Origin of the sequence: Blautia glucerasea (assembly GCF_020537505.1) — a bacterium.
In the GTDB taxonomy this organism is placed as follows: Bacteria; Bacillota; Clostridia; order Lachnospirales; family Lachnospiraceae; genus Blautia_A.
This window is the reverse complement of the sequence record NZ_JAJBMO010000009.1, coordinates 42,163-68,942: the sequence shown is the minus strand read 5'-3', so window position 1 is coordinate 68,942 and position 26,780 is coordinate 42,163. Positions and strand designations below refer to the sequence as shown.

The 26,780-nt window shown below is 41.5% G+C and carries 18 protein-coding genes; 3 read left to right on the top strand and 15 right to left on the bottom strand.

Features of this window, described 5'->3' with window-relative positions; genetic code table 11:
• Positions 1-76: 76 nt before the first annotated feature.
• Positions 77-2,503, bottom strand: coding sequence for a glycoside hydrolase family 2 TIM barrel-domain containing protein (locus tag LIQ05_RS09675; RefSeq protein ID WP_226820305.1), 2,427 nt, complete (start codon positions 2,501-2,503; stop codon positions 77-79).
• A gap of 202 nt (positions 2,504-2,705) precedes the next feature.
• Here LIQ05_RS09675 and LIQ05_RS20630 point away from each other — a divergent pair, with 202 nt between their 5' ends.
• Positions 2,706-2,834, top strand: coding sequence for a DUF6783 domain-containing protein (locus tag LIQ05_RS20630; RefSeq protein ID WP_416385992.1), 129 nt, complete (start codon positions 2,706-2,708; stop codon positions 2,832-2,834).
• On the opposite strand, the gene LIQ05_RS09670 is transcribed toward LIQ05_RS20630, so the two are convergent.
• The 9 genes from LIQ05_RS09670 to LIQ05_RS09625 all read right to left on the bottom strand — a co-directional run bounded on the left by LIQ05_RS09670 (position 2,782) and on the right by LIQ05_RS09625 (position 16,824).
• A complete protein-coding gene (locus tag LIQ05_RS09670; RefSeq protein WP_226820304.1) occupies positions 2,782-4,083 on the bottom strand; it encodes an alpha/beta hydrolase-fold protein in 1,302 nt (433 codons plus the stop codon). The two genes, LIQ05_RS20630 and LIQ05_RS09670, sit on opposite strands and share 53 nt — an antisense overlap.
• Before the next feature lie 486 nt (positions 4,084-4,569).
• On the bottom strand, positions 4,570-4,962 hold the full coding sequence (locus LIQ05_RS19875) for a hypothetical protein (RefSeq protein ID WP_226820302.1): 393 nt from the start codon (positions 4,960-4,962) through the stop codon (positions 4,570-4,572).
• Positions 4,963-5,017: 55 nt separating this feature from the next.
• The gene (locus LIQ05_RS09655; protein ID WP_226820300.1) at positions 5,018-5,260 is read right to left on the bottom strand and encodes a 2Fe-2S iron-sulfur cluster-binding protein; all 243 of its coding nucleotides are present in this window, start codon (positions 5,258-5,260) and stop codon (positions 5,018-5,020) included.
• Between the two features lie 51 nt (positions 5,261-5,311).
• Positions 5,312-5,716 carry an HI0074 family nucleotidyltransferase substrate-binding subunit gene (locus LIQ05_RS09650; RefSeq protein WP_226820298.1) on the bottom strand — a complete coding sequence of 135 codons (405 nt, stop codon included), beginning with the start codon at positions 5,714-5,716 and terminating at the stop codon, positions 5,312-5,314.
• Positions 5,688-5,975, bottom strand: coding sequence for a nucleotidyltransferase family protein (locus LIQ05_RS09645; RefSeq protein WP_226820296.1), 288 nt, complete (start codon positions 5,973-5,975; stop codon positions 5,688-5,690). The genes LIQ05_RS09650 and LIQ05_RS09645 overlap by 29 nt, the downstream gene beginning before the upstream one ends.
• A 308-nt stretch (positions 5,976-6,283) precedes the next feature.
• Positions 6,284-9,661 (bottom strand): EAL domain-containing protein, encoded by a 3,378-nt coding sequence (locus LIQ05_RS09640; protein WP_226820294.1) that lies wholly within the window; start codon positions 9,659-9,661, stop codon positions 6,284-6,286.
• Positions 9,662-9,988: 327 nt separating this feature from the next.
• The gene (locus LIQ05_RS09635) at positions 9,989-11,029 is read right to left on the bottom strand and encodes an alpha/beta hydrolase (RefSeq protein ID WP_226820292.1); all 1,041 of its coding nucleotides are present in this window, start codon (positions 11,027-11,029) and stop codon (positions 9,989-9,991) included.
• A 42-nt stretch (positions 11,030-11,071) separates the two neighbouring features.
• Positions 11,072-13,696: a glycoside hydrolase family 2 TIM barrel-domain containing protein gene (locus tag LIQ05_RS09630; RefSeq protein WP_226820290.1), complete on the bottom strand. Its 2,625-nt coding sequence runs from the start codon at positions 13,694-13,696 to the stop codon at positions 11,072-11,074.
• A gap of 272 nt (positions 13,697-13,968) precedes the next feature.
• Positions 13,969-16,824, bottom strand: a complete 2,856-nt coding sequence (locus LIQ05_RS09625) for a glycoside hydrolase family 3 C-terminal domain-containing protein (RefSeq protein ID WP_226820289.1) — start codon at positions 16,822-16,824, stop codon at positions 13,969-13,971.
• 151 nt (positions 16,825-16,975) lie between these two features.
• On the opposite strand from LIQ05_RS09625, the gene LIQ05_RS09620 reads away from it, so the two are divergent.
• Together LIQ05_RS09620 and LIQ05_RS09615 are read left to right on the top strand one after the other, a co-directional pair.
• A complete protein-coding gene (locus LIQ05_RS09620) occupies positions 16,976-17,689 on the top strand; it encodes a LytR/AlgR family response regulator transcription factor (RefSeq protein WP_226820287.1) in 714 nt (237 codons plus the stop codon).
• Positions 17,682-19,022, top strand: a complete 1,341-nt coding sequence (locus LIQ05_RS09615; RefSeq protein ID WP_226820285.1) for a sensor histidine kinase — start codon at positions 17,682-17,684, stop codon at positions 19,020-19,022. Before LIQ05_RS09620 ends, LIQ05_RS09615 begins: the two co-directional genes overlap by 8 nt.
• Positions 19,023-19,046: 24 nt before the next feature.
• Here LIQ05_RS09615 and LIQ05_RS09610 read toward each other — a convergent pair whose 3' ends face one another.
• From LIQ05_RS09610 to LIQ05_RS09590, 5 genes are all read right to left on the bottom strand, one after another.
• Positions 19,047-20,576, bottom strand: a complete 1,530-nt coding sequence (locus LIQ05_RS09610; protein WP_226820283.1) for a DUF1593 domain-containing protein — start codon at positions 20,574-20,576, stop codon at positions 19,047-19,049.
• Between the two features lie 137 nt (positions 20,577-20,713).
• A complete protein-coding gene (locus tag LIQ05_RS09605; RefSeq protein WP_226820281.1) occupies positions 20,714-22,165 on the bottom strand; it encodes an ABC transporter substrate-binding protein in 1,452 nt (483 codons plus the stop codon).
• Between the two features lie 53 nt (positions 22,166-22,218).
• Entirely contained in the window at positions 22,219-23,010 is a 792-nt protein-coding gene (locus tag LIQ05_RS09600; RefSeq protein WP_226820279.1) for a response regulator transcription factor, read from the bottom strand.
• A 33-nt stretch (positions 23,011-23,043) separates the two neighbouring features.
• Positions 23,044-24,747 (bottom strand): sensor histidine kinase, encoded by a 1,704-nt coding sequence (locus LIQ05_RS19870; RefSeq protein WP_226820277.1) that lies wholly within the window; start codon positions 24,745-24,747, stop codon positions 23,044-23,046.
• Positions 24,748-24,943: 196 nt separating this feature from the next.
• Positions 24,944-26,554, bottom strand: coding sequence for a DUF1593 domain-containing protein (locus tag LIQ05_RS09590; protein WP_226820275.1), 1,611 nt, complete (start codon positions 26,552-26,554; stop codon positions 24,944-24,946).
• Between the last annotated feature and the right edge of the window lie 226 nt (positions 26,555-26,780).

Genomic DNA, 26,780 nt, shown 5'->3' with positions numbered 1-26,780 from the left:
TGAATACCTCCTAATAATCACTCTCTATTGAAGTATACAGGTTTTGAGATCTATTATCCAGCCCTTATTTAAGAAATTATCTAATGATTGCTATCTCTGCTTCTGCATTTCCAAGCTCAGATTCAGCTTTCACAACTACTTTACCAGCTCCAGCCTGTGGACGGATAATCGCCAGCGCTTCTCCATAATAAGTATCTGTCTCATTGCTCTGGTAGCTTTCCGGATAGTATGGGCAGGCGCTTCCAAATGCCAGAAGCTCACCACCTTCTACAGTAAGCCTGATTCTGCCCTTTGCCAGCGGTTTTGTCTGACCATTTTCGTCTGTATAGCGCATTCTCACATAACAAAGATCGGTGTCTGCATTCACGCGGGTAAGCTCTGGTTCTGCCACAAGAATCGTCTCTTTTCCAGCTGTTGTCAGTGTCCTTTCTGCAATTATATTGTCATTTGCATCATATGCAACAGCCTTAATTTCTCCATTCTGATAGGTTGTATCAAAGAATACCTTACAGTCATTCTTGGGCTTTTTAGTGCCTATACATTTACCGTTTATATACAGCTTCACATGATCTGCACGGGTGTAAACTTCTACTTTTGCCGCATTCCCGTCACAGCCTTCCCAGGACCAGCTTTCTATTGCATTTGTCATTTTCCATGCAGATGGGGAATGGGCATCCTTTGTGTGATCAACCGGCATAACTGCAATTGCCAGATTCTCCATTTCAAAGGCAACTCTGGTATATGCCATCTCGCCAAGAGGCTTTCCTGTGAGATCGATCCGGCCTGATCCGGCACTTACCCAGCCACAGCCGCCATCAAAACGAGGTGCATAATCCTTATATTCCCATGCGCCGATTCCAACCTCACCCAGATAATCCTGAGCAGCCCAGACGAAATCACCAATGATACGCTTATCACGTTTTGCTTCCTGCATAAATCTGTAAGCATCTGCACAGAAGGTTTCACTTCCAAGAATAATTCGCTTGGGATACTTCTTTAGGTCATGACGGTAACGCTTGATTCCATAGTTATATCCTGCCACGTCCATATTGGCATATGCATCTCTTGTTTTCACATCACATGGATAAAGAGTTGCTCCTGTTTTCATAAATCCGGCACCAAAAATTCCGGCTACCGTGTTATAAAATTCACTTCCCACAGCCTTTTTCTTCTTGGCATTCTCAGCAGCTTCGTCTGCTTTTTTATCGCTGTAAACACCAAACCCCATAGAGCTTAAGAAGTTAAAAAAGATATTGATTCCGCAGCTTACAGGACGGGTAGAATCCAGCTCATGAAGTCTGTCTGTAAGGGATTTTGTAAGGGCAATTCCCTTTTTCTGCGCAGTCTCAGACACTTCATTTCCTGTAGAATACATAATCACAGATGGATGATTATAGTCCTTATCCACCATATCTTTTAAGTCTTTTCTGTAGTTATCCAGAATCTCATCTGCATAGTCATACTTTGTTTTATGAATATACCAGCCATCAATATATTCGTCCATTACAAGCATTCCCATTTCGTCACAGGCACGAAGAAGTGCTTTGGAGCATGGGTTATGTGCAGAACGGATTGCATTATAGCCAGCGTCCAGAAGGATGCGGATTTTACGGCGTTCTGCAAATTCATAGGCACAGGCACCAAGAAGGCCGTTATCGTGATGGATACAGCCACCTTTTAACAGGACACGTTTTCCGTTGATACAGAAGCCCTCTTCCGGAGTACAGCTTACTACACGGATTCCAAAGGTTTCTTCCTGAATATCCTCGCCAAAGGTTACACGGCAGGTATAAAGATTTGGTGCATCCGGGCTCCACAGGTTTGCTCCTGGGAGGGAAATTTCTCTGGAAAATTTACCATCTGCCTGGAGAATTTCCAAGGCAATAATATTATCAGAAGCCTGCTTTTCGCTCTCATTTACACTGGAAACTTCTTTGTTTCCAGATTTTTCCAGGATTTCTATTTTCACCTCACCGGCAGCATTCGGCCATGCCTCCACGCGGATCTTCGGCTCCTTATAATCCAGTGTAGTGATCTTCACACTGTCAAATCTCAGATGGTTTTTCGGCACTGTATACAGCCACACCGGACGGTAAATTCCGGTACCGGAATACCAGCGGCTATTTGGCTGATCGTGGTTGATCACTTCCACGCGGATCACATTCTCTTCCCCGAATTTTACATGTTTTGTTGCATCCACATAGAATCCGATATATCCATAAGAATGATAAGCCACTTTTTCGCCGTTGAGATATACAGTTGCCTTACGGTAAACACCCTCAAATTCCAGGATTACTTTCTCGTCTTTCGCTTTCTCTGGAAGGATAAATGTTTTCTCGTAAGTGTAGTCCTGCGCCTCATACCATCCTGTATTCACACCGCCGGCACTTGTCTCGCTTCTCTCATCCAGCTGCATGGCATCATGCGGAAGAGTCACTGCAAATGCCTTTTCTTTCTCTCCGGTTCTGTAGCATACCCAGTTTTCGTTAAATGACTGCTTCATGATTTCCTCCTGAAATTTTCTATAATTTTCGTTTAATTTAAAATTCCCAACTATATCTCAGTCGCTATTTTCTACCCGTATTTTACCAAATAACAAGCAGGCTGCGCTATTGCAAACGCAACCTGCAAAAAAATACGCGCCAACTGTGCAAAAAGCGCATTGCTGTTCTCCTATTACGCAGCACCGCGCTTCCCACTAGAGCGTGTTTGAAAAATCATTCCCGCAATCTCCCACAAATTGTGACGCACATCTTGCAGAAAGCCTTTTTCAAACACGCTCTAGAAAATCTTCTGTAAAAAATTATACAGCGCCAGATGCCAGTTTCCCATAGAGTGATACCGCATTGGAAATACATCAAAACAGGTATTTACACCAGACCGCAATCTGGGTTCTATATCCAGCAGTGCCTGGTAATCCTGCACCTGTCCCGGCAGGGCGAAGTCGAAGTTGCCGCTTGCCACATATAAATAATGAATTGGCAGTTCTGCAAAATCGCCCGTCTGAATGGTATCTTCAAATGCAGTCTTGTCTGTCCTGCTTCCGCTGAATGCCCCGAACCAGGAAAAATAATCAAGGCTCTGGCACAATGCGGAATGATACATCGTTACCGCCCCTCTTGACAAACCGGCAAAGGCTCTGTGATCCCGACTCTCTGCGAATCCCTCATCATCTGCCGATTTTGCATATGTAGAATAAACGGATTCAATCTCAGGCATCAGATCATTTCGCAGCTCTTTTGCAAAAGAATAGGTCAGATGATCCAGATCATCTGCGCAGTCATCTTCCACATAAAAGGTTGGTGTCACCACAATCAGCGGCTCAATATCTCCATCTGCAATCATATTGTCCAGCATGGTTTTGTTATACGGATTTGTTTTCAGCCAGTATTTTTCATCATCACCGGTTCCATGCATCAGGTAAAGAATATTGTACTCTTTCTCCTCGCTGTAGCCATAAGGCAGATATACATAAGCTGTCTTTTTCACGTCCCGCTCATCAGTAGCATATGCCTTGGTATCGTACACTACCTCTTCCACATTTCCCACCTGTTCTGATTCTTCCGCATCATATTTCGCCGGAACTGCCCACAACTCATCCCGCGCCTGTCCCTGCGCTTCATGTCCTGCATCATACCTTACTTTCCAAAATCCCAGGAAACCTGCCAGTATCAGAACTGCTGCCGCAAGCGGTAAAACTGCCACACGCCCCACAGGGATTTTTTTCCATATCATCACCGTTGTCCCCAGGATTCCTCCCAGCGCGGCTACAATAGCCTCTGCCAGAAATAACCAGTTAAAATAATATGTACTGGTAGAAAAATTGGTATTAAAATACAGAATGAAAGCTGCCGCTGCAATCACCAGATATAAAAATGGCATTCTGCTTTTCCATGCCATATACACCACCAGCATAAAAGCCACCGCGATCATACTGAATGTAATAAATGCTGTCTTATCTCCCAAAATTGCAAACCGGACAATATCAATTCCGGAAAGCAGCACCAGAACAACTGCGGGAATCTGGCTGATCCGGTTCCACATTTTTTCATCTACTGTCATCTCAATTTTCTGCCTCATCATTTTCCCACTCCTACATTTTCTCCAGATACTTTACCACATTTCATGGATCATTTCCTGAAAAATCCGCAATTTGTAGCTCAGAAACCGCAGACTGCATACAATAAAATTCTTCACAGATAAAGATAACAGATTTCTTTTTATTTTTCAGCATTCTGGCAAATGTAGGCACCTTTTAGGCAAAAAAATACCGGAAACAGCTCTCCAAATCCTAACATTCAAAGAACCATCTCCGGTTTAGAAGGAATTTCAATTATTAATTATTACCTCGCTGCGCGCCCCAGATCACTCTTTCACCGCACCGGAGGTCATGCCGCCCACAATATATTTCTGTCCGATCATATACACGATTACAACCGGAATACAGGTAAGTACAATAGGTGTTTCCAACAAGACTTACCTGATAGATATCTTCCACTCCTGGCATCCATTCAGCTTTTTTCGTCTTGCCATTGACAGTTTGATCATTCACTTTTTTCCTTCCACTTGCTATTTTGGAGCTTTTTGAGTTTTTACAATAAGACTTTCCAGTATTTTATTTATTGTCTTCTGCACGCCCTTGCTCAGCGTTTCTGTGCCATGTTCCAGCGCATAATTGGCTCTTTGAATTACGTCTCCGCCATACTGCATCTGGGGATTCATTCTACTTTCTACTGCCAAGTTTTCCCCAGTTCTACCATCCAGAAGATACCCCACAATTGTAGTCGTTCCAAGGTCGATTGCCGCAGTAAAAATACAATCACCTTTTTCAACACTACTCTTCACTCCATGGACAGAATCTTCATGGACGCCAACAATTGGTCTTAAATCAAGGATTTCTTCATCTGTATAGGCTACTTGCCACTCTGACTTTTTTCCCCAGTCTCCGGCTTCTCCAGCCACACTGTTTTCACCTGCAATTCTGGCTGGAAATTCACCTTTCTGGAAAATCCTTCGCTCAAAATTTTACCTCTTTTTTCTTCCCAGGAATCTCCACCTGACAGTCCTTTTCCACTTTCGTCTGACACGCCAGCACAGGCTTTCCATCCACCTTCACCAGACATTTCCCACAGGTTCCCTGCCCCCCCCCCCCGCAAGGCGCATCCGGCGCAAGCCCCGCCAGAATCTCCGCCTCCAGCACGCTGGTTTCCACCGGAACTTCCACACTGATCTCTTCCCTCACAAAATAAACCCTTGCCACAGCCCAAACCTCCCCAAAACACAACCGACCGAGCACGCCCCGGTCGATGTACTATTCTTTCAGCAATTTTTCAACATTCTTTCTAAAATCATATAATTTATCAATATACACATGAACAATTGTCCCGCAATGTTCTTTTACAATCACTCCATCATAGTCATGTGCAAGCTGATTTCTTACTTTCAGCATATCCATCCACTCATCACCGGTAATCAGATTCGCCTGGAATGACTCTCTAAGAACTTCTCTTGGTGAGCCCGTGACAAATCCAGTTATTGCATAATACTGTACCAGAATATCTTTCATAACTTTCCATGCTAAATCAAATGTAATGCTGAATTTCGCACTGGTTCCGCTAAGTACAAAAGAATCTGACAGATCACGCTGTTTCGCCTCTGCCAGAGAGTCCAGTGAATTTCTAAACGATTCAAATCTTCTTATAAATTTCTCGTCCATATTGTTTTATATCCTCCAACAACAGCTGATTCTGACAAGTATCAAGATCAACCAGATCAATTGTGTACAATGTTGGAATCTCTTCTAAATTCTCCTGCAAATCAAGAATTTCGTGTGAAGCGACTCCAGACACTGCAATGTCAATATCGCTCCGCTCTGTCGCAGTTCCCTTTGCCCGGGATCCAAACAGAATTATCCTCTGTGCCCCATACAATCTGCACCGTTGTATAATTTCTGTCATGACCTCATCAACGCGCATAGTTTCCCCCATTTCACTCATAAAACTAATTTCATTATAGGTTAAATCCCACGCAACGTCAATTTGCAAAATCTATCTAATTTATTTCCATCAATATCCAGTATCAAATTATCCCTATCATTTTTTCCATTTTCTCACTCATTTCCTGACTGCTATCACTGATATTTTTTCAATTTTTTAAAATATATTTTAAAAACGTTTGTATTTTACATTTTTTTAATTTTATGTGCTGTAGCAGATTATTATATGCACACATAAAAAAAGAATCCGGCACAAAGTATTTTTATACACTTTGTACCGAATTTCTCTTATTTCTCTTGTACAAATTTTCTCACAAACTCTTCATACCCACAAGGCTTCCCCCAGAAATATCCCTGGGTAAATTCCGGGCACAGCTTTCGGATTTTAAGCCATTCCTGGGCACTTTCCACACCTTCGATGCAAATCTTCATATCCAGATTATGAATCATGGTACAAAACTGATTTAGAAGATAATATTCCTGTTCATCTGCAACTGCTTTCGCAGTAAAAGAGCGGTCAACCTTAATGATCTCTGGTTTCAGCTCGCTAAGATAATGGAAATTCGAGTATCCGGTTCCAAAGTCATCCAGCGCCAGACTGATTCCCATTCGCTTCAGTTCTGTGAGAAAATGCTTCTCATTTATATTTTGTTCCAGAAGATCGCTCTCTGTCAATTCCACGATCACCGCTTCCAGCGGCAGCCCTGCCCTTTTCATTTCTGCACTGAAATCCTGGATCACATCAGACTTGGAGGCCTGTACCTGGGAAATATTAATACTCATCCTGAATCCTGAAAGTATCTTCCTGATCTCACTGCATTTTCCCATAGCCTCTTTCATCATCCAACGGCCAGCAGGAATAATAAGACCTGTTTCTTCCAAAATGGGAATAAACTCCGCCGGTGAAATCATTCCGAATTTTTCAGAGGTAAAACGCATTAAAGCTTCTGCTCCATAAGGCACTTTTTTATCTTCAGCAAATACAGGCTGATAAAAAGCTGTAAAGCTCTGGAATCCATTGATCACAGCTTCCCGCAGTTCCTGGGTGATTTCCCTTTTCCGAAGAAATTTTCTGTAGGTTTCCCCGTTAAATATATAGCAACGGTTTCTTCCCAGCTTCTTCGCCTCATTCAAAGCAAAATCAGTCAGCTTCAATGCTTCTGCGTACTGATTTCCTTTTAATGCCGCAAATGGCACAATTCCTCCTGAAACCGTATACATGACTTTAAATTCATTGGTTTCAATAAATCTGTCTATTGCTTCTCTCACTTTATCATAAAGCTTATCTGCATCCTTCGTCTCATCAGAAGAAGCATCCAGGATCAGAAATTCATCTGCCACAAGCTTGTACACCCTCTGCCCTTCTGACAGGCAGCCGGAAATACACTCCGCCGTTTTCTTAAGTACAAAGTCACCGTACTCCTGTCCGAAGTTATCATTGATTTCCTTAAAATGATCGATTCCTATACGAAACAGATATCCTGTCTCCAAAGGAGTATCCAGCTGGTTCATATACTCCCGGAAACCAGACTCTCCCAATAGTCCGCTTACATTATCTGCCTTCTGTCTCTCTCCAATTTCATTCACACAACCAATCATATAAAGAGGTTTCATGTTATCGTTACGGACCAGATACCCCTTGCAATGAATCCAGATCGGCTTTTTTTTCAGATCCAGCCAGCGATATTCCATGCTATGGGTGCAGCGGTCTGTTTCCAGAAGATCATCAAATTCCGCTTTCAGTTTTTCATAATCCGGTGCATATACAAATTCCTTATGCTTCGAAATTACATTATGAAAACCATTTTTCGGAATACAGAAACGTTCAAGCGCCTGATTTGCTATGTAATAAAAATCTGACCGAAAGTCAACCACATATGGGTAATTATCTGTAGTTGGGCTAAGAAGATCGATCACACTGCAAAGCTCATCCACAGACATGCTCTGAAACTTTTTCTCCTGCAGAATCACCTCATCTGTGATCTCCTCTGTCGGCTGCTTACCCATACGAGAGAACAGATTGTCCAGACCTGCTGACCGTGCCACCTTCTTCCTGCGCTTCTGACGGTACAGCATAGTATCACTTCGTCTTACAATATCCTTAAAGTCAAAGTCTATATCAGGCTGATAATAAGCGTATCCGGCTGACATGCTGAGTGGATAATCCAGCTTGTTCGTTTCCGCTGTTTTTTTCAGAATCAGCTCCAGCGCCTTCAAACGTTCCGGAATCATATCCTTCTCATCACTATGGTATACATATGCAAACTCATCACCGCCAATCCGAAAGCAGTTCTTTACATTCTGAAATGCCTGGCTGATACACTGATAGCATAGCTTCAGCGCCTCGTCTCCCTTTTCATGTCCAAAATTGTCATTGATCACTTTCAGATTATCCAGATCAAACAGAACTACACCTGTTGTACGAAGTTTAATATCACCTTCATCCAGATATTTCACCATATCCTCGTAAGCGTTTCGGTTCATGGCCTCTGTGAGCATATCCATGTTGGCTATTTTCTGCAGATAGATCACCTTTTGTTTCTGGATGTATTGATCGTAATATTGGGAAACCTGAATCCAGATCAGCATAATGATAAACAGCAGGGTTCCTATGGGAAGCAAAATGGATGTCTGTTGGAATTTTCTTAAATAATAAAGAAACATTTCTGCCATTCCGAATACTATGATTGCACACATAGGATACTGGAATTTCTTAGCTTCATCGTTTCCTTCTTTTCTGGCTTCGTAAAGAATGATGACACCTGTGTAAACTGCATTGGCAGCCATGATAACATGGGTTGCGGGAAGCAGCCGGAATATATCAATAACTCCTGTACACTGAAGCAGAACATCAGCTGCCATATTCGCAAGATAAAGAATGGGAAAAATCAATGCGCCTTTGTGATATCTGCTTTTGCAGATATCATATAGCAGGAAATTAAAGGGTACCGGGAAAAGGAAGAATGAAAAATAATCCACAAAATACAAGGTCCTTCCATCCGGGATCAAAAACTGCAGGAATCCACATTGTGCAAGTGTCCATACTGCAATCAGCAATGAAAAAAATCCAAGGTTTAAAAAGATCTCTATCTTTGCTTCTGTCTTCTCTCTTCTTTTTCTTCGCACAGCTCCCAAATAGAGCAGCAGGCAGATGAAGCTTGCAAACAGGATCCCACAGCTGAGCAATATGGTTTCAAAGCTGTCCGTTAAGATTTTCAGAATGCAGTCGCCTCGTGTTCCGTATACAATGCTGACTTCATTTCCATAATAGTCGTCATATACCGGGACAATTCTGACCTCCAGACTTTTGCCTGCGCTATCTTCCGGAATATCCACAATGTGCCAGCAGCTTCCCGGTGACTTCATAAAGCTGGGAGCAGCCTTTTCATTTCCGTATTCGTATATTTTTTCTCCATCCAGCCACACTTCTGCAATGGTGTGTGTGGTTTTAAACAGGATTGACTTGGGAACATTGAAATCCTTAGGCAGAGCAATATTCTCTGATTTGATTTCTCCATCCGTCAGTTCTTTCGTTTCACACTTAATCGTATTATCCCAGAACAGTTTTTCCCTGACCGTACTCTGACTGAATATCCAACCTGAAAAACAGATGGCAAACAGCCCAAATGTGAACAGGGTGATCCATAGTTTCTTTTCTATTTTCATAGTTTCTCCCTACTATATAAAATAGCACTGTTCACTAAGTGCACAATGAGCACCTTGTGCTGCAATTCTGTGCAAAATTTACCCGCACAGAATATTACCTGTAAACAATGACTTACAACTCATCAAAAGATATACATAGACAGCATATCAAACCCATTTAGCTTTTTCAAGGTTTTGACAGATTTTGTTAAAACCTTTTTATTTGAGGGCAAAAAAATATCTGACGGGGCAATTCTGCCCTGTGCCAGATATTTTCTTCGTTTCTGTCAGCTTATGTGTCTGCCGGTTCTCCGGTAATCACGCTCATATTAATGTATGCGACTTCCCTTATGCAAATTTCTCATCCAGATATTCTTTCAGGATTCCCAGATTTTCATCACTGTACAGCTGATCTGCCGCATGCTTATAATTATGAAAAAGCTTAAATTCCACCTTATCTGTCCCAACAATTCTTGTAAGCAGCGCATGCAGTCTCTCAGACTGCAGATACGGAACATCTAAATCCGCATCACCATGCCAGATCAATATATCCGGGCTGTTTTCCTTCGTAAGATTTTTCTCAATATAATATAATGGACTGTAATTGTTTTTCTCATCCTCAGTAAGAGTTTTTACATCCTTGCGCATCCAATAAGATTCCACATCTTCGTAGCCGGTATCTTTAATTGCCCCCTGAAGCCACAGGCTGGCCGCCCAGCGGACAATTTTAGGAATCCTCAGCACCCTGTAATCATCTTCCATAGTTCCGAATTCCATACAGCCGTAATAGTCCAGAATCACCTGAACTTCACTGGAAACAGGATGGTTCTCATCTTCTCCGATAAATGGAACACGATTAAATTCCTCATCATTGGAAGCGCCACAGATCACTGATAAATACCCCCCAGCTGACTCTCCCCAGATTGCGAAACGCTCCGGATCGTATCCATATTTCTCTGCATTTGCACGAAGAAAACGGATCGCTGATTTCACATCTTCCACTCCTGCCGGAAAGGCTGCTTCCTGGGCAAGACGATAGTTAACGGATGCACATGCATATCCATGATCGCGGAAATAGCGGTACATCAGCTGCGCCTGACGGGACTGGCTGTCGTTGTATACAAAGCCACCTCCATGTACCAATATGATCAACGGCATAGGTTCTTCACTGTCCGGCACATACAGATCCAGATAATCATTTTCGGAAGCCTCAGAATATGGCAGCTTCTCATAAGCTTTTCCACCATTCCATTTGGAAGAATCATCCAATTTCACTGATGGAGAGTATACATTATGAAAAACTACACGAACTGCTTCATGATTGTAACCGAGAATACCTGCTACAGCAACGAGACAGATTCCACCTATGATAAAACCTTTTTTCTTCATTTTTTCAACCTCTTTTCCACCTTAAATCATAAGTTTTTCACTTCATTCACATGGAATTTCCACTACATAAAACCGTTCTTCATCTGCCACGGTAACCTTCACCGGTCCGTTTCCATCTGCCTGTACAACTGCCATTGCCTCACCATAATAAGTCGCCACAGTATGGTCAGTATAATTCCCTTTTACATAAGGAGCCGGGCTTCCGAGTCCCTTCAGGACACCATTTTCTACTGTTACTTTTATGTTATGTTTCTCCATTGGTTTCCAGATTCCCTTGCTATCTGTGTATTGCAGTTGAATAAATGCAAGGCCCTCCGGCTTCACGGTTTTCTCCTCTGGGCGCACCTGAAGAACCGTTTCTTTTCCTGCTGTATGTAATGAATAACGGTTGATTTCTCTTCCGTTTTCATCGTAAGAAACCGCCGTTATCTCCCCATTCTGATAGGTGATATTAAAATTTGCACGGCATTTTTTCACTTTCTTTTTACCAGCACTTTTGCCATTGATAAACAGCTCAACCTGTGCAGCCCTTGCATAAACCTCTACCTTCGCCGGTTCTCCGTTACAGCCATCCCATGCCCAGCTTTCCAGAGCCTTTGTCAGCTGCCAGCCGGTAAGACGAAGCTTTTCCTTCTGGTAAACAGGATCAACTGCAATAAACGGACCTGTCTCTCTTTCAAAAGCAACTCGGGTATATGCAGCCTCTGCACGCGGCTTTCCATTCAGGTCAATTCGCCCGTTTCCACCTGTCATTCTCGTGGCTGGATCTTCAAATTTATAGTCAGAATACTCTGCTGCACCATCCCCAACTTCTCCGATATAATCCCATCCTGCCCACACAAAATCACCGATAATCCGTTTGTTTTTCTTGGCAATTTCCCAGAAACTATACGCATCCTTACAGAAGGTTTCACTTCCCAAAATCAGACGGTTTGGGTACTTTTTCAGGTCATGTTTGTAGCGGAAAATGCCGTAATTATATCCTGCGATATCCATATTTGCGTAGGCATCCTTCGTCCTTAAATCGCATGGATAAAGGGTGGCACCGCACTTCATAAAGTAGTCTCCAACCAGACAGGCAAGAGTATTATAGAACTCACTTCCTACCGGCTTTTTCTTCTTTTCAGGCTTGGTGCTGCCTAATCCTTTTTTTCCATTTTCTGTGGCTTTATTTACTGTCTTTTCACCACTTTTAACTACCTTTTTCTCATTCTTTCCAGCTGCCTGAGCGGCATTTTTCTCTGCATTTCCAGCGCTCTTTTCTGCCTTGTCATCACTGTAAACGCCAAGTCCTATGGAGCTTAAGAAGTTGAAGAAAATGTTGATTCCGCAGGTAACAGGACGGGTGGAATCCAGGCTGTGAAGATAGTTTGTCATATCGCCGGTGAGGGCAATTCCCTTCTTCTGGGCTGTCTCTGCAACCTCATTTCCGGTGGAGTACATGATCACACTTGGATGGTTGTAATCCTTATCAACCATGTCTTTTAAATCCTGTTTCCACCAGTCCGCAAGCTGTCCGGCATAATCATATTTAGTCTTATGAATGTACCACACATCTACATATTCATCCATCATCAGCATTCCCACACGGTCACAGGCATCCAGAAGTGCCTTGGAACATGGATAGTGTGCGGAACGGACTGCATTATATCCATTCTCCTTAAAAATGCGCATTTTACGTTCTTCTGCTTCCAGATAAGTACATGCTCCAAGCACACCATTGTCATGATGGAAGCAGGCTCCGCGAAGAATCACACGCTCTCCGTTAATGGTCATTCCTACCTGCGGATTCCAGATCAGTTCGCGGATTCCGAAGGTTTCGGTTACTTCGTCTTCGCCGAAAACTGCTTTACAGGTATAGAGATTCGGGTGCTCTGTATCCCAGAGTTTTGCGTTTGGAACATCCAGCTGGAAGATGGCCTGGTATGCTGCTGCCTGATTATTTTTTTCCGCTTCCACCTGCGCCAATTCACTCTTCTGACCATTTTTTCCAGTCTGTACTGATTCATTTGGCTGCATGTTTTTATTATCTGATGATATTATTTTGTCATTGTTTACATTCCCTATTTTTGTACTTTCACCTATTACAGTCAGCACTTTATTTCCTTCAAACTCAATCTTCAGGGAAACCTCTCCCGGCTCAGAAGTTTTCACAACAACCTCAATTCTCGCAGGATCATAGCTTAAAGTACGGATTTTCACACCGTTTACCGGAATATGTTTCTTTTCACCAACATACAGATATGCCGGGCGGTAAATACCGGTTCCTGAATACCAGCGGCTATTTGGCTGGTCAGCATTGCGCGCAATAACTTTGATCTCATTCTCTTTTCCATACTGGAAAAAGCCCTCTGTATCCACATAAAAATTGGTATAACCATAAGGACGGTAAGCCGCCTTTTTTCCATTTATGTAAACTTCACCATTGTGGTAAATACCCTCAAATTCAATGAGGACTTTCTTATCTTTATACTCCTCTGGCACAAAGAAATTCTTGGTATATTCGTAATCCCCGCCAATATACCATCCAATATTTCCCTCGCCGGTACTCTCCTGAGTACGCGGCTCACTCAGCATTGCATCATGTGGCAAAGTCACCGGATAAGCAGCCTCATCCCGGGTAAGACACCTGCATATCCAATCCTTGTTAAAATCAATTTTCTGCATACAGTAAACTGCTCCTTTCTGAAATCTCTGTCCTTAAACCAACTACTTTTTCGGCATTCTCTAGCCTATAACTCTACATTCTCAATCTAGCAATAGTTTACCGTATTTTTTCCCCTTTGTGGAAAGATTAACGCGAACAGTCTTTTTTTAAACGCTAATGACCACAGCCTGACTTATAATATATAAAATTTGCCTTTTCTACAAAGCAACTGCCGCATCATTCCCAACGGTTTGATGCGGCAGATTAATCTTCATGAATTCATCACGATCTATTACTCAACAACAATTAACACACTTTTTCTCTTCTTATATTTCTTCACCAGAACTACTTCCAGAAGAATCAGGATAACAGCTACTGCCACGTCCACACCAACCATGATTTTCATCCACAATGCCAGTGTTAAAGATGTTTCATCAGCATATGCATTACTGTTCACAACAGTATACATAATGTTCTTGCAGGCAGTTCTCATATACTGAACTGTGGATGGGTCAGATGTATCTGTAACAAAGTTTGTTCCTACATCAAATGTAGACAAACAGCAGGAACCGCCAGTTGCGATTACCTGATCTGCATTCATGTTAAATGCACCAGCAAAATAGTCGGTTTCTACAAAGCCTTTGAATCCCCATTCATCACGGAGAAGCGTTGTCTGCAGTTCGTAATTTCCGCCAGCCCACACATTTCCAATGTAGTTAAAGGATGACATTGCAGCTGTAACATTGCTGTTTTTTACACAGATTTCGAATGGTTTCAAATACAGTTCACGCATTGCCTGTTCATTTGACCAAGTGCAGATCATAATCCAACGGTTTGTCTCCTGCTCGTTCATTGCAAAATGTTTCATATATGCATAAACACCATTCTCAGCAGCACCATTTACAGCCTGTGCAGACATAGTTCCTGCAAGGATTGGATCCTCTGACGGATACTCATATGTACGCCCACCAAATGCACTTCTATGAAGGTTCATAGATGGTGCATACCATCCAGAGCAGCCAAGTTCTGTAGCCATTTTTCCCATATCATATCCGTATGTATGAGCTAAATCCTTATTCCATGTGCAGGCGATCATAACATTTGACGGGAATCCTACAGAACCTGCACCTGTAAAGTTATTGCTTACAGCAGACGGTCCATCACAATCAACAGTAGCAACCTTTTCTACACTTTTTGCCTCTGCGGTCTGGAATCCAGCATGGGCGATCATATCCTGCATCTCATCGATTGTAAGCTCATCCAGAAGTGTTTCCCAACGCTCATCATCATAATCTGCGCCGCGGAGTTCCGCCAGTTTCATTCCATTATCCGCACCAGTCACAGGCATTTCAGCATCTGGAATTTCCGGCATTTCATAGTTGGAAGTTACAATAAATCCCTCTTTTAAATCCTTCGGCATAGACGTGCTCGCAGGTGCAGCTGTTGTTTCATCATAATTCTTGAAGCCATCTTTACGTGATAAATAAGTAAGATGTCCGTCTGCATAACCGAACTGATTCACAGCAGCAGTCAGATCTGTAGAACGTGGATTTGCCTCGTCATAAACAATATCTTCATCTACTGTATAGGTAACAGAATCGATCACATTATGAGAATCGCTGTTGATACTGATCTCATAATCACCTGCTTCCAGCACATAACAGCCATTTTCCAGATAGTCATAGGACGCCATGTCTTCGGCTGTAAAAGAAACTGTAACCGTCTGTGATTCACCAGGTTTCAGTTCTTTTGTTTTCTCATATCCAATGAGATTTGCTGTTGATTTCTCAATTCCTCCATTGGTATATGGCGGGTTATAATAAACTTCTACAACATCTTTCCCAGCTATGTCTCCAGTGTTTGTTACCTTCACATTAATGGTAATTTCACCATTTTCCATGCTGGAAGATTCCAGTTCCTGGGTAAAATCAGTGTAGCTGAGACCATACCCAAATGGATATTTTACAACCTTATCATAATCCAGGAATCCTTCCTGTGCAGCAGTTTCATAGAAACGATATCCTACATAAATTCCTTCTACATAGTTTACAAATGTAGGAACGCTTCCGCCTACATATGGATCACTTTCATCAATTTTGAACTCTTCCATATTGTCGTATTTGAAATCGCCAAAATTATTCCATGTAGGTGTTTCAGTCAGATCATATAAGAAAGTATCGGAAGTTTTTCCAGATGGATTTACTTCTCCGCTTATGATTTTTCCAAGGCTGTCAAATCCAGTCTGTCCAGGACCTGCACACCAGAGAACGCCTTCAATCTGCGGATAATCTTCCACAAATCCAAGTTCAAAAGTAGATAGACCATCATAAACCAGGATTACATGCTCAAAGTTTTCGCATACCAGATTGATCATATTTTTCTCAGTCTGGCTCAGTTCCAGATAATGCTGACCTGCTTCAAAATCATTGTAAGAGTCAGAATTATTTGTATAGGAAACACTGGACATATCAGTAGGAAGATCGCTTCCCTCTCCGCCCCATCTAGCAATTGTTACAATCGCAGTATCTGAAAATTCCTTTGCATTTTCAATCAGTTCATCTGAATATTCTTCTGCCGGAACCTCCGGTAAAGACCAGTCTGAACCGTAGTCTGCGCGTTCTTTTCCATAATTGGTGTACATATCTGTTAATTCACTGTTTAACTTGAATCCGGCATCTTCAAGACCTTCCAGCATAGTTACGCGGTCATAAAGATCGTTTAAAGCACCAGCTCCGGAACCGCCATAAATAGGATTCACGCTTGCCCAGCCAAAGACATTGATGTTTTTTGTATCCTTTAATGGCAGTACACCGTCGTTTTCCAGGAGAACCGTTCCCTCCGCTGCAATAGTACGACAGTCTTCATTGGACTGCTCTGTTGTCTCATCAGAAACAGTTTCTGCTGCCTGTGTACTTAACGTAAGCAAAGTAGACATTGGACCTGTACAAATCAGGTTGGCTACAATCACAACGCCAAGGATCATTGCCAGAATCGCGTTTCCTCTGACAAGTTTTCTTTTTGGATTTTCCATTTTTTTGCACATAACCGCAGCCACAATACCAACTACCAGAATTACGGCAATCGCAATGAGGTAAGGTTTGCACATGTTGAGGACGCTGATCACGTCACTCATGTTTAACTTGATCATTTTGTTTTTCCTCCTCCTTTGAGATAGCTGAATCTTATCACAAAAAATTCTATTTTCATGATTTTGGTACCAGTTGCAGAAATACGGTACCAATTGCAGAAAAAAATGTGCTATACTCTGGTATAATAAAAAGGACTTAAGGAGGAGAGACATGTTCCAGGCCGCTATTGTAGAAGATGAAGCTGAAATTCTTTCATATCTAAAAAATACTCTAATTGATTCCTTCAATAACCGTCATGTTGCCATAGAATTCGACAGTTTTTCCTCTGGGGAAAATTTCCTGCAAACTTTTAATGAGAATTATCATTATGATGTTATTTTTCTTGATATCGAAATGCCAGGAATTGACGGAATCCAGGTCTGCCGCCACATACGGGCACAAGCACCTGACTCTCTTGTTATTTTTATATCCAACAAAGAAGAGCTGGTCTTCCAGACATTCGAGGTACAGCCTTTCCGTTTTATCCGAAAAAGCGAATATCAGAAACTTCTCCCCGCTCTCGTGGATGCCATATCACAAAAGCTGGAAGAACAGACAAAACACTTGATTTTTATTACAGAACCAGGTTCTGGAGATATTTTTTCCTTTGATATCCGCAATATTTTTTATGTTGAGGCTCAGCGTAAAAACTGTCTCATTGTGACAACCGTGGGCAACAGCATTGTTCAATGCAAAATTTCTGATATGGAAGAATATCTTGTTCCTCATGGATTTATTAAAATCCACCGTAGCTATCTTGTAAATTGCAGACATATTTTTTATATAGGAAAATCTACCCTCCAGCTTACAAGCGGTCAGGAGCTACCTATAAGCCGCGGTAAAGTAGACAAGGTAAAGGAGGGCTTCAGGAGGTTTTATGTTTAATTTTATTTATCATCTTTACCAGACACTTGACTCCGTCATTATTTTTTCATTTCTTTCCTATACCCTGCTGATTCTCTGTGGTCTTAAAAAGAATCATACTGTGGGGCGCTCCATTGCTGTAGGTTCATCCTTATACCTGTTATTCACAATAATAGTGTATCTTATTCTCCGTCTGGAACTTTCTTCCATTTGTCTGAAGCTTACAGGAGCTGCCCAAACTCCTTACTGGTTTTATTTCGTATGCACGATCCCTGTTTCTGTACTTTGCGCCCATATTGCCCTGACGGGTACACTTTTCACTAAACTGGTATATGTCTTATATTTTATGACCTTCACCCAGCTTTATAAAATGGTATGTTCTCCTCTTTACAGTCAGGAATTTTCTATGCAGCCGCAGGTTTACCGCACACTTGATATGCTTACAACCCTGGTTTTATACATATTGCTTTTCCTTTTATCAAAACTTTTCCGGAAGATAAAATTATCTACACCTTTTCCCATGTCTTGTTTTAAGGGCGTTCTTATCCTTTATTTTCCTATTGGTTTTTTGATTTTTTTCGGAATATCCTCAAGTACGCAAATTTACTCCGTAAACCAGATTGCCATTCTTTCCGGCATTTTGCTCACTAATCTGCCTATAATTTATTATTTTTTTGCCACCATCATCCATTCCTACGAAGATCAGCGCAAACTGGACGATGCCCTTACCCAAACACGCACTCAGCTTGCCCGTTACCGCTATTCCCTGGAGGTTCAGGAACAGGTAAAAAAGGAGCGCCATGAGCTGAAAAATAACTATTTTTATATCCAGACTCTCCTTGCAGATAAAAAATACGATCAACTGGACACCTATATTTCCCAGGCAATTGGGGGAAAAATGAGCAAACTTACGGACATTCAGACAGGAAATACTTTAATCGACTACCTCCTCAACCGAAAAATTCAGGAAGCTCAAAAGTTCCACATCAAAACTTATACAGAAATTATTATTCCAGGCCAGCTTTCTATCAATGAAGAAGTCCTATGCACCATTCTCCTGAATCTTCTTGACAACGCAATCGAAGCCAGCAAACAGGAGGATACTCCGGACATCCAGATTATCATCAAATGTGTGCAAAATTATCTGCTCTGCAAAATAAGCAACAAAATAAGCAGTAATATTCTCTCAGAAAATCCCAGTCTTGCCACTAGCAAAGCAGATGCCTCCAACCACGGATTAGGTATAAAAATAATCCGCTCTGCTGTGGAAAGTCAGAACGGATTGTTGAATTTTGAATGTGAAAAAGGATATTTTACTGCCAGTGTAATGCTGCCGTTTAACCAGCCAGTATAAATTTTTTCCACATACTATTATGATTTATTTAATTGTCACGATCACTCTCTGGTAAGCCACCGGATTGGTTCCGCCGCCGTCTACACCTTCCATGATGATATGGATGGTGTCGCCGGATTTTGCATCTTCAGGAACTGTAAATGTTGCTGTTTCCTGATTTTCTCCGGAGGTTGTCACTTCAATCGCAACAGGATTTCCAGCTTCATCCTCTGCTTCCTGATAAGTATCTCCTAATGGATAATGATACCAGCGGAAAGTAGTGGTATCCCCGTCAGGATCCTCAGCAGTTCCATTTAAAGTAATCTCTTCACCTGCTGTCGCAGTCAGATCAATTCCTTCTGCCACAGAAACTTCCGGCAGATGATTGGCGTCCTCATATTTATCCGTTACACACCATTTTGCTCTCATGGCAAAATCGCTCTGGATCGCAGCAATCCAGCTGGCAATTCCTTTTTCATTTCCTTTTGCCGCCTGATACAGACGCACATCCGGATTTTCGTCATTTTCTTTCAGTTCATATCTTCCATCCCAGCCGCCGTAGGAAAGATTCTCCAGACTGCGAAGTCCATTCGGAATGGTAATAAACCATGCCGGAGAATCACCCTCAGAAAGGAAATCATACTGCTCATAAGCATGCCCTACCCAGAGAGTGTCATCTCCAAGAAGTGCTTCATTTGTACCATACTGATCAGTATCTGCTTCCCCTTCCAGGTAAGTTCCGTCTCCCCAGGTCACATATTTATCCATCAATGCGCCAAGATTCTGCTCAATATTTTCTTTCATCCATTCACTGCTCATTTTCTCCCTGGATTCATCAGAAAGCACCTCAAGAGTCGCCCATCTGTAACCATACGCAAGAGTAGAACCGGAAACATCTACCATACGCATAGATGGCCAGTTCGGCTGAATGTAATTCAGATAACAGTCATCCTGCATTCCCCAGGCAAAAAGAATCACTTTTTCGCAAATTCGATTGTAAAGCTCTTCCCAGCCATCCTGATCTTTATATTCTTCTTCAATGGACATCAATGCCCTTGCAACTGTATTTGCGCCACCGCCAACTTCAATATAAAGAGGTCTGTCATCTTCTGCCAGAATACGCTCTTTCACAAGCTCAGAACCTTCTGTTTCCTCAGAAGTGTCGCTTACATTCTTGATATTTCCCACTTTTGTAATAGCACGGAGGTCATCCGGAGAAGGATAATCTGCATCGTGTACCTTCAGATTGTCATATACCTCTGCATACGCATCCATAAACTCATACATCCAGTCCGTTCCCATCCACCGAAGGGATTCTGTGGTATCATCTCCACTGTAATGCAGCTTGGAACTGGTCTGTACAATTCCCTCCAGATCAATATCATTCGCATAAAGCAATGTATGAATCAAAGTATTCATATCATCTACTTCCCCGTCCTGGGTAACAAGAAGACGAGGCTTTCCTTCTGTTTTCGGAAGTGCTGTTACAGAGTCTGCCGCATAAGCAGATGCAGATAAGCTCATAGTTCCGATTAGTGCTCCAAATAATGCTGATAACCATTTTTTTCTATGCATATTGTTCTCCTTCATTTCCATACTAAATCTTTTCATACAATATCAATTTATTTTTTATTTTATCAAAGGAGCTGTCCCTATGCTGTCCATTTATGACTTGAATTATATTCAAAAATGACTTTTTTCCAAAAAGCCCTCTATTTTTCCAGCCACGCCTTCAGTTGCTGCCTATTCTCTTTAATAATCTGTTCCATACCAGCAGCCTCTAATTCAGCCAGAAACTGATCCAGCGTCTCATCTGCATCCTGTGTCATTCCAGTCTCCAGAACAGGTCTGTATTTATTTACAATTCTGGAAACATTTTCAACCTCCTCTGCAACTGAATCTGTCTGAAATACATAGCCAAGAGTTTTAGAAGGACTAGAATCTTCTGAGTAGTTTTTTATATAGTCATGCCAGTCTGTATCACTGTCTCCAAACTGATACACCATTTCCCCGTCTCCGAAGCTGGAAAAATAACTGGAATAGCCAACGTTGCTGTTATCTTTATTTTCCGGATACCGGATCGTCTTCTCCCCTGTTTTTACATAATCAATTCCCTCTCGTCCATTTTGCAGAAGATTTGCCACTTGATTATTGGTATAGATCAAGTTGAGCAATTCCATTGCCTTCTCCGGTTTCTTGCAGGAGCTGCTGATTCCCCAGGTAAATTCCTGAACCAGGGATGTGGTAATTCTATTTGGTGTCATAGCCACTAATACCTCATCAAAACTAAGATTCTTTTTTCCAACCAGATGAAGGGTTCCCTGCGATACACTTGTCCACTGCAAAAACATTTCACCGGTATTAAACATTGACTGGGCATCAACACCACTGTATAAAGAATCTTTCGGTATATAGCCTTCATCTCTCCACAATTTCATTATTCTGCAAAAATCACGATACTCCTCAGAAGCATAAGCATTTACAATTTCTGTACTATCCAAAGGATGAAAAATAACACCATAATTCATATCTCCACCAAAATCTTCTACATCAAATAGAGATGTAAATGCAGAGGATTCCACATTTCCCAAATTACCAAATGAGGTAAGATATATCCCGGTATTTTTCTCTTTTAGTTGTCTTCCAATCTCTGTAAGATCGTCCAAAGTAAGCTGATCTGAAACCTGAATATCATATTTCTTTGCAATATCGTTGTTATAGCCAACCCCTGAAGCTCTTCCCGGATTCAAATTTGCGCATACTGCGTATATTTTCCCATTGATTGATGTAACATCTAACAGATTTCCCTCTTTTTTTTCTAAATCCTGTCCATAATTCTCTAACAGATCATTCAATTCCAACAATGCACCCTCTGAAACCAACTCTGACAGGGAAGTGGTCGTTCCTGTATTCACTAAATCCAACTGTTGAATTCCCATTCTGGACTTTTTCAGCATATTAGCATGATCTCCAATATAGCAGTTTACAATCTTCACTTTACATGAGATGGCAGGAACTGTAATCTCATTGATCATTTTTTCCACTTCCTCTGTATCCGGATACGCTGCTCCAAGAGTCATATTTTCAATTGCAATCTCACATACTTCTTCGCTCAGGCTGTTTTCCTGTGAAGAAACATTTTCTCTGTTCCTACATCCCCACAAAATTATTCCGCCTAACAAAACGATCACTGATATAGCTAGGATTTTTCTGATTCTCATATGCCTGAAGCCTTTCTAAACTCACGTGGTGTCATGCCAAAAGTCTTTTTAAATAATTTGATAAAATAACCAGAACTTGCATATCCCAGCTTATCGGAAACAATTTCATTATTCCAGTCTGTATTCTTCAGCAGCTCCTTTGCCATCTCCATACGGCAGTTGGTTACAAACTCAAGCACTGAAAGCCCAGTTCTTTTCTTAAATAATCGCATCATATATTGCGGATTCAAAGCAGCATCGGCTGCAATTTCCGTTACCGTCAGTGATTCTGAAAAATGCTCCCTTATATATGGAATTACTTTCTGGTCAATAATGTTTTGCTGTCCATCTGACAATGTTGCCTTCGTCTCATCCTGAAAAAAAGCTTTCTCTTTTTCATCCTTCTGAAATTTCTTTTTTATCTTTTCAATAGCTTTTTTTAAAACCTCTGTCATCTCTTCTGTATCCAGCGGTTTGATCAGATAATCACTACACCTGATCTGCATTGCTTTTCGCATAAATTTGTAATCTGGATAACAGGTAAGAATAATGCATTCTATGTTTTCATCATCGAGATCTGCCTTTTCTCTTACACTGGAAATAAACTCCAGTCCACTTTCTCCCGGCATTTCTATATCGCAAAGGATCAGAGAAATAACTTCTTTTTCCATAATCTCACGGGCCTGCACCGCATTATAGACACCAAAGGTACGGGCTATTCCAAGTGCTTTCCAGTCAATACTTTCCTGTAATGTTTTTACGCATTGCTCTTCATCATCTACCAACAATGCATTTATTTCCATCTCCATGCTTTTCACTCCGCCTTTCCTTTATTTTTGCTTTTACACAGCTTTTGTTTTTTGCAGATTTAATGTAATATCAACCACCGCACCAGATGGTTCCTGATTATAAATACGGATTTCACATTTATCTCCGTAAATCAGCCTCAGCCTTGCTACAGAATTACAGATTCCTACACCAAGTTCTTCTGAAACAATTCCTTTTTCCAGAAATTCCTCCACTGCATCCAGGCTGTCATCTGAAAAACCTGTACCATTGTCTTTCACCTGTATCAGGATCCTGAATTCCTCCAATTTGCTCACATTCACCTGTATTTCTGTCATTTTCCCAGGCTTCAGGCCATGCTTGATCGCATTTCCCACAAAGCTTTCTATAATAAACGGAGGAATCGGAACGATCTTAATTGTCTCCTCACAAGTCACTTTATAATTAAATGCATTTGGATACCTCATCTTCTGCAGTCTCATATAATCCTGAATATGTTCCAGTTCCTGTCCAAGCTGCACATATCTGGAATTTACATTCACAACATAACGATAATATCCTGAAGTAAGCCGAATCAGCTGTTTGGTTGTTTTCACATCACTTTCACTGTAATTATATATGGTATTTAAAGTATTTAAAATAAAATGGGGCTGAATCTGCCTGCTCAGATATTGAAGCTCCGTTTCTTTTCCAGCCAGACGTTCCTCATACATCTGAATTTTCAGATTCTTAATATGATCCATAAGATAATTAAATTCCTGGATTACAGCATCAAACTCGGCACTGCAGTTATCCAGTTCAGGAATCCGGTAATCCAGTTCTCCCTGCTGAATAATCTCCATACTTTTCTTCAGGTATGCCATGGGAGTGAGAATCCACAGATACAGGCAAACGCCATATACCACAAACAGTAAAAGAATAACCGCTGCAAAAACTGTAATTTCGCTTCCGATTGCCGGCAGCTGCTCTTCCAGCGTTGTTTTTGATATCTGCTTTACCAGATAAAAATCAGAAAGTTCACTGATAGCCCCTGCGTAATACCAGCTGTTTTTCTCTTCATCTGTATACATATTTCTGCCAAAAGACAGCCAGGTATCTTTATCCTCAGCAGGAACCATTACCTGTCCATTTTCATCACAGATCAGGTACTTTTCCTGTAAAATCCCCGCTTCCCCGGTCTTATCAGTATTCTGCTGCAAACCTTGTAAAAGATTTTCATAAGAGCTCCATGCACCAATATAATAATTGTTATAATCCAGTAGAAAAAATAGATAGGGCTGCCCGGCACACCATATTGTGCTCCATTGTCTGTAGGCGGATAATTCTGCCTGCTCATTGATCTGCCGCCGTACGAATTCTGAAACCCCAATATCTTTTTTATAATTATAAAATACTCCATTTTCTGGATAGTACACAAACACAGTAAAGCCCGGATCCAGCTCTGCAGTCTGATTATTAATCTTTTCCAATACAGTCTGATTTGCCAGCCAGAAGTCGTTATCTTCTTCATCTTCATCTGCAATATGCTTAAATTCGGCATTGTCCATTACCAGATTTGCCAGGCTGTTTCTAAGAAATTTCAGCTGTGTATCAATCCTGGACATTTCCACTTCCACATCTGCATGAAGTTCGTTTATTCTCTCTTTTTTTGCAGAAGTTCTTTCCCTGATTCCAGTAAAAAAAAGTGCCGCGATCACAGGTACTGCAATACACATTGTTACCAGAAAAAGTCTGATATTTAGGGATACTCGTTCTTTCACTTTTTTCGAAACTCCTTAATTATTTTTTGCCGAAAATCCCAGCAAAATTTCCTATTATCCCTAACGAGACAAAATGCACTCTGCGACTTTGGCTCGTTACTCGCGAAAATAAAAATCGTGGTATTTGCGCGCATTTAAATCACCCACATTATACCACGATTTTTACATTTTCTGTCTAATAAAGTTTCGCAGCCAGTTAAGCTACTGTAACCATAACCTGTGCATATCTTGTCATTACTGCATCTGCATTATCCTGAACCCGCAGTGTCAGGCAAAAGCAGTCACCAGAAGCTGCATCTTCTGGAATTGTAAAGGAGCCCTCTGCACTATCCTGTGTCCAGTTGTAAATGGTCTCATCTTTTCCGCTGTATACGCAGCCGGTTGGCTCTGTAGTCCAGGTTGCTGTACAGTCATCTCCGTCTGGATCGGATACGTTTGCTGCAAATGATACTGTCTCGCCAGGAGCCGCTGTAAAATCTTTTTCCTCCATCTCTACTACCGGCGCGTGATTGCAGTTTTCATATGTATTTACACACCAATCGGCACGGGCTGCCCACTCAAGCTGGAAATCCAGCAAATAAGGGTTATATTTCTCGATATTATTTGTTTCCGGATTCACATACTGACCTGGAACTACACTGCCAGATAATGTAGACCGATATCCTGCATCCTCACCACTTGCTGTATAGTAAAAATATCTGCCTCCATAAGTTCCAAAAGCGCCATTTTCCAAACCGCGAAGACCACAGGAATACAGACCAATAATGCTGGAGCTGTCTCCCTCAGCAATGAAATCGTAATCATTATATTCTTTTTCATAGACAGTATTAGTTTCACCAAACTGATACTTATCTTCCTCATTTTCCAGATGCTGTCCGTCATGAACCAGCTTATAGGCCCCCATAAGAGAGCCATGGTCAAATTTAATATTCTCTTTCAGCCAATCTGCCTGGAATGTATACAACGCATCTGCCTGGGCATTGATTGCAGCAGAATATCCAGCATATCCACAGTTTGCTCCTGCCATTACAAGATCAGGATACTTATCTGCAATGTAGTCTGTAAATGTAAAGTCCTGTCCGTTTCCGCTTATCAGTACTTTATCACACACTTTCTGATAAATCCCATCCCACTGATCTGTTCCGGAATATTCATCATAAATGGAAAGCAGTGCTCTTGCTACCGTATTAAATCCGCCCCAGGAAAGAATATAAAGGCTTCTTTCATCGTCGTCCAGGATTGCCTCTTTAATTAAATTGGAACCGTCTGTATCTTCACGTACATCGCCTTCAAACTGCACATTTCCAATTTTAGTAATACTTGTCAGATAATCTGGTGTAGGATACCCATCTGCATTCTGGGAAAGATATTCATAAGCTTCTGCATACTCATTGTTCCAGAGATTAGAAAGCCAGTCCAAGGGCTGAGCTCGAAATTCTGTCATGTCCAGGGCACCCTCTTCACGGTTCTGAATATGATCATTTACTTCTCCCTGCGTATGCTCCCCGTCTCCGGTGAAATGGCAAAAAGAACCGGACACAACGATTCCAGCCAGATCAATTTCATTAAAGAACAGGCTCTGGTGGATAAAGGAGTTCATATCATCAATTTCCAAATCAGATGTTATGATAACACGAGGTTTTCCATCTTCGCCCAGTTTGATTTTTCTTTCCTGCGGTGTGGTAATTACCTCTCTTTCTGACAACTGCTCATCGATAGGTTTCACAATTCTTCCTGCCTGTGCTTTCACACCTCCACCAATTACCATAACCCCCATCAACATCAGAGCGATCATTCTTTTTTTCATATTGGATTTCCTCCTTTTATACAGCTGCAATACTTCTACTTAAAAAAATATTGTATTCACTGTAAAATCATAGCATATGATTTTTCTGGCAGGTTATTCGATTATGACTATTTTATTGTTCTAAACTGACTTTTACCTAATCCCAGACATATTAAGCAAAAAGCACTGTCACGGAACCTTTTGCCCACGTAACAATGCTTTTCTTGCCTTAAACCACTTTAATTAT

Coding starts and splice junctions, on each gene's coding strand:
- LIQ05_RS09675 (WP_226820305.1), bottom strand. CDS start 2,503: ATGAAGCAGTCATTTAACGAAAACTGGGTATGCTACAGAACCGGAGAG.
- LIQ05_RS09670 (WP_226820304.1), bottom strand. CDS start 4,083: ATGATGAGGCAGAAAATTGAGATGACAGTAGATGAAAAAATGTGGAAC.
- LIQ05_RS09650 (WP_226820298.1), bottom strand. CDS start 5,716: ATGGACGAGAAATTTATAAGAAGATTTGAATCGTTTAGAAATTCACTG.
- LIQ05_RS09645 (WP_226820296.1), bottom strand. CDS start 5,975: ATGCGCGTTGATGAGGTCATGACAGAAATTATACAACGGTGCAGATTG.
- LIQ05_RS09640 (WP_226820294.1), bottom strand. CDS start 9,661: ATGAAAATAGAAAAGAAACTATGGATCACCCTGTTCACATTTGGGCTG.
- LIQ05_RS09635 (WP_226820292.1), bottom strand. CDS start 11,029: ATGAAGAAAAAAGGTTTTATCATAGGTGGAATCTGTCTCGTTGCTGTA.
- LIQ05_RS09630 (WP_226820290.1), bottom strand. CDS start 13,696: ATGCAGAAAATTGATTTTAACAAGGATTGGATATGCAGGTGTCTTACC.
- LIQ05_RS09625 (WP_226820289.1), bottom strand. CDS start 16,824: ATGATCAAGTTAAACATGAGTGACGTGATCAGCGTCCTCAACATGTGC.
- LIQ05_RS09620 (WP_226820287.1), top strand. CDS start 16,976: ATGTTCCAGGCCGCTATTGTAGAAGATGAAGCTGAAATTCTTTCATAT.
- LIQ05_RS09615 (WP_226820285.1), top strand. CDS start 17,682: ATGTTTAATTTTATTTATCATCTTTACCAGACACTTGACTCCGTCATT.
- LIQ05_RS09610 (WP_226820283.1), bottom strand. CDS start 20,576: ATGCATAGAAAAAAATGGTTATCAGCATTATTTGGAGCACTAATCGGA.
- LIQ05_RS09600 (WP_226820279.1), bottom strand. CDS start 23,010: ATGGAGATGGAAATAAATGCATTGTTGGTAGATGATGAAGAGCAATGC.
- LIQ05_RS09590 (WP_226820275.1), bottom strand. CDS start 26,554: ATGAAAAAAAGAATGATCGCTCTGATGTTGATGGGGGTTATGGTAATT.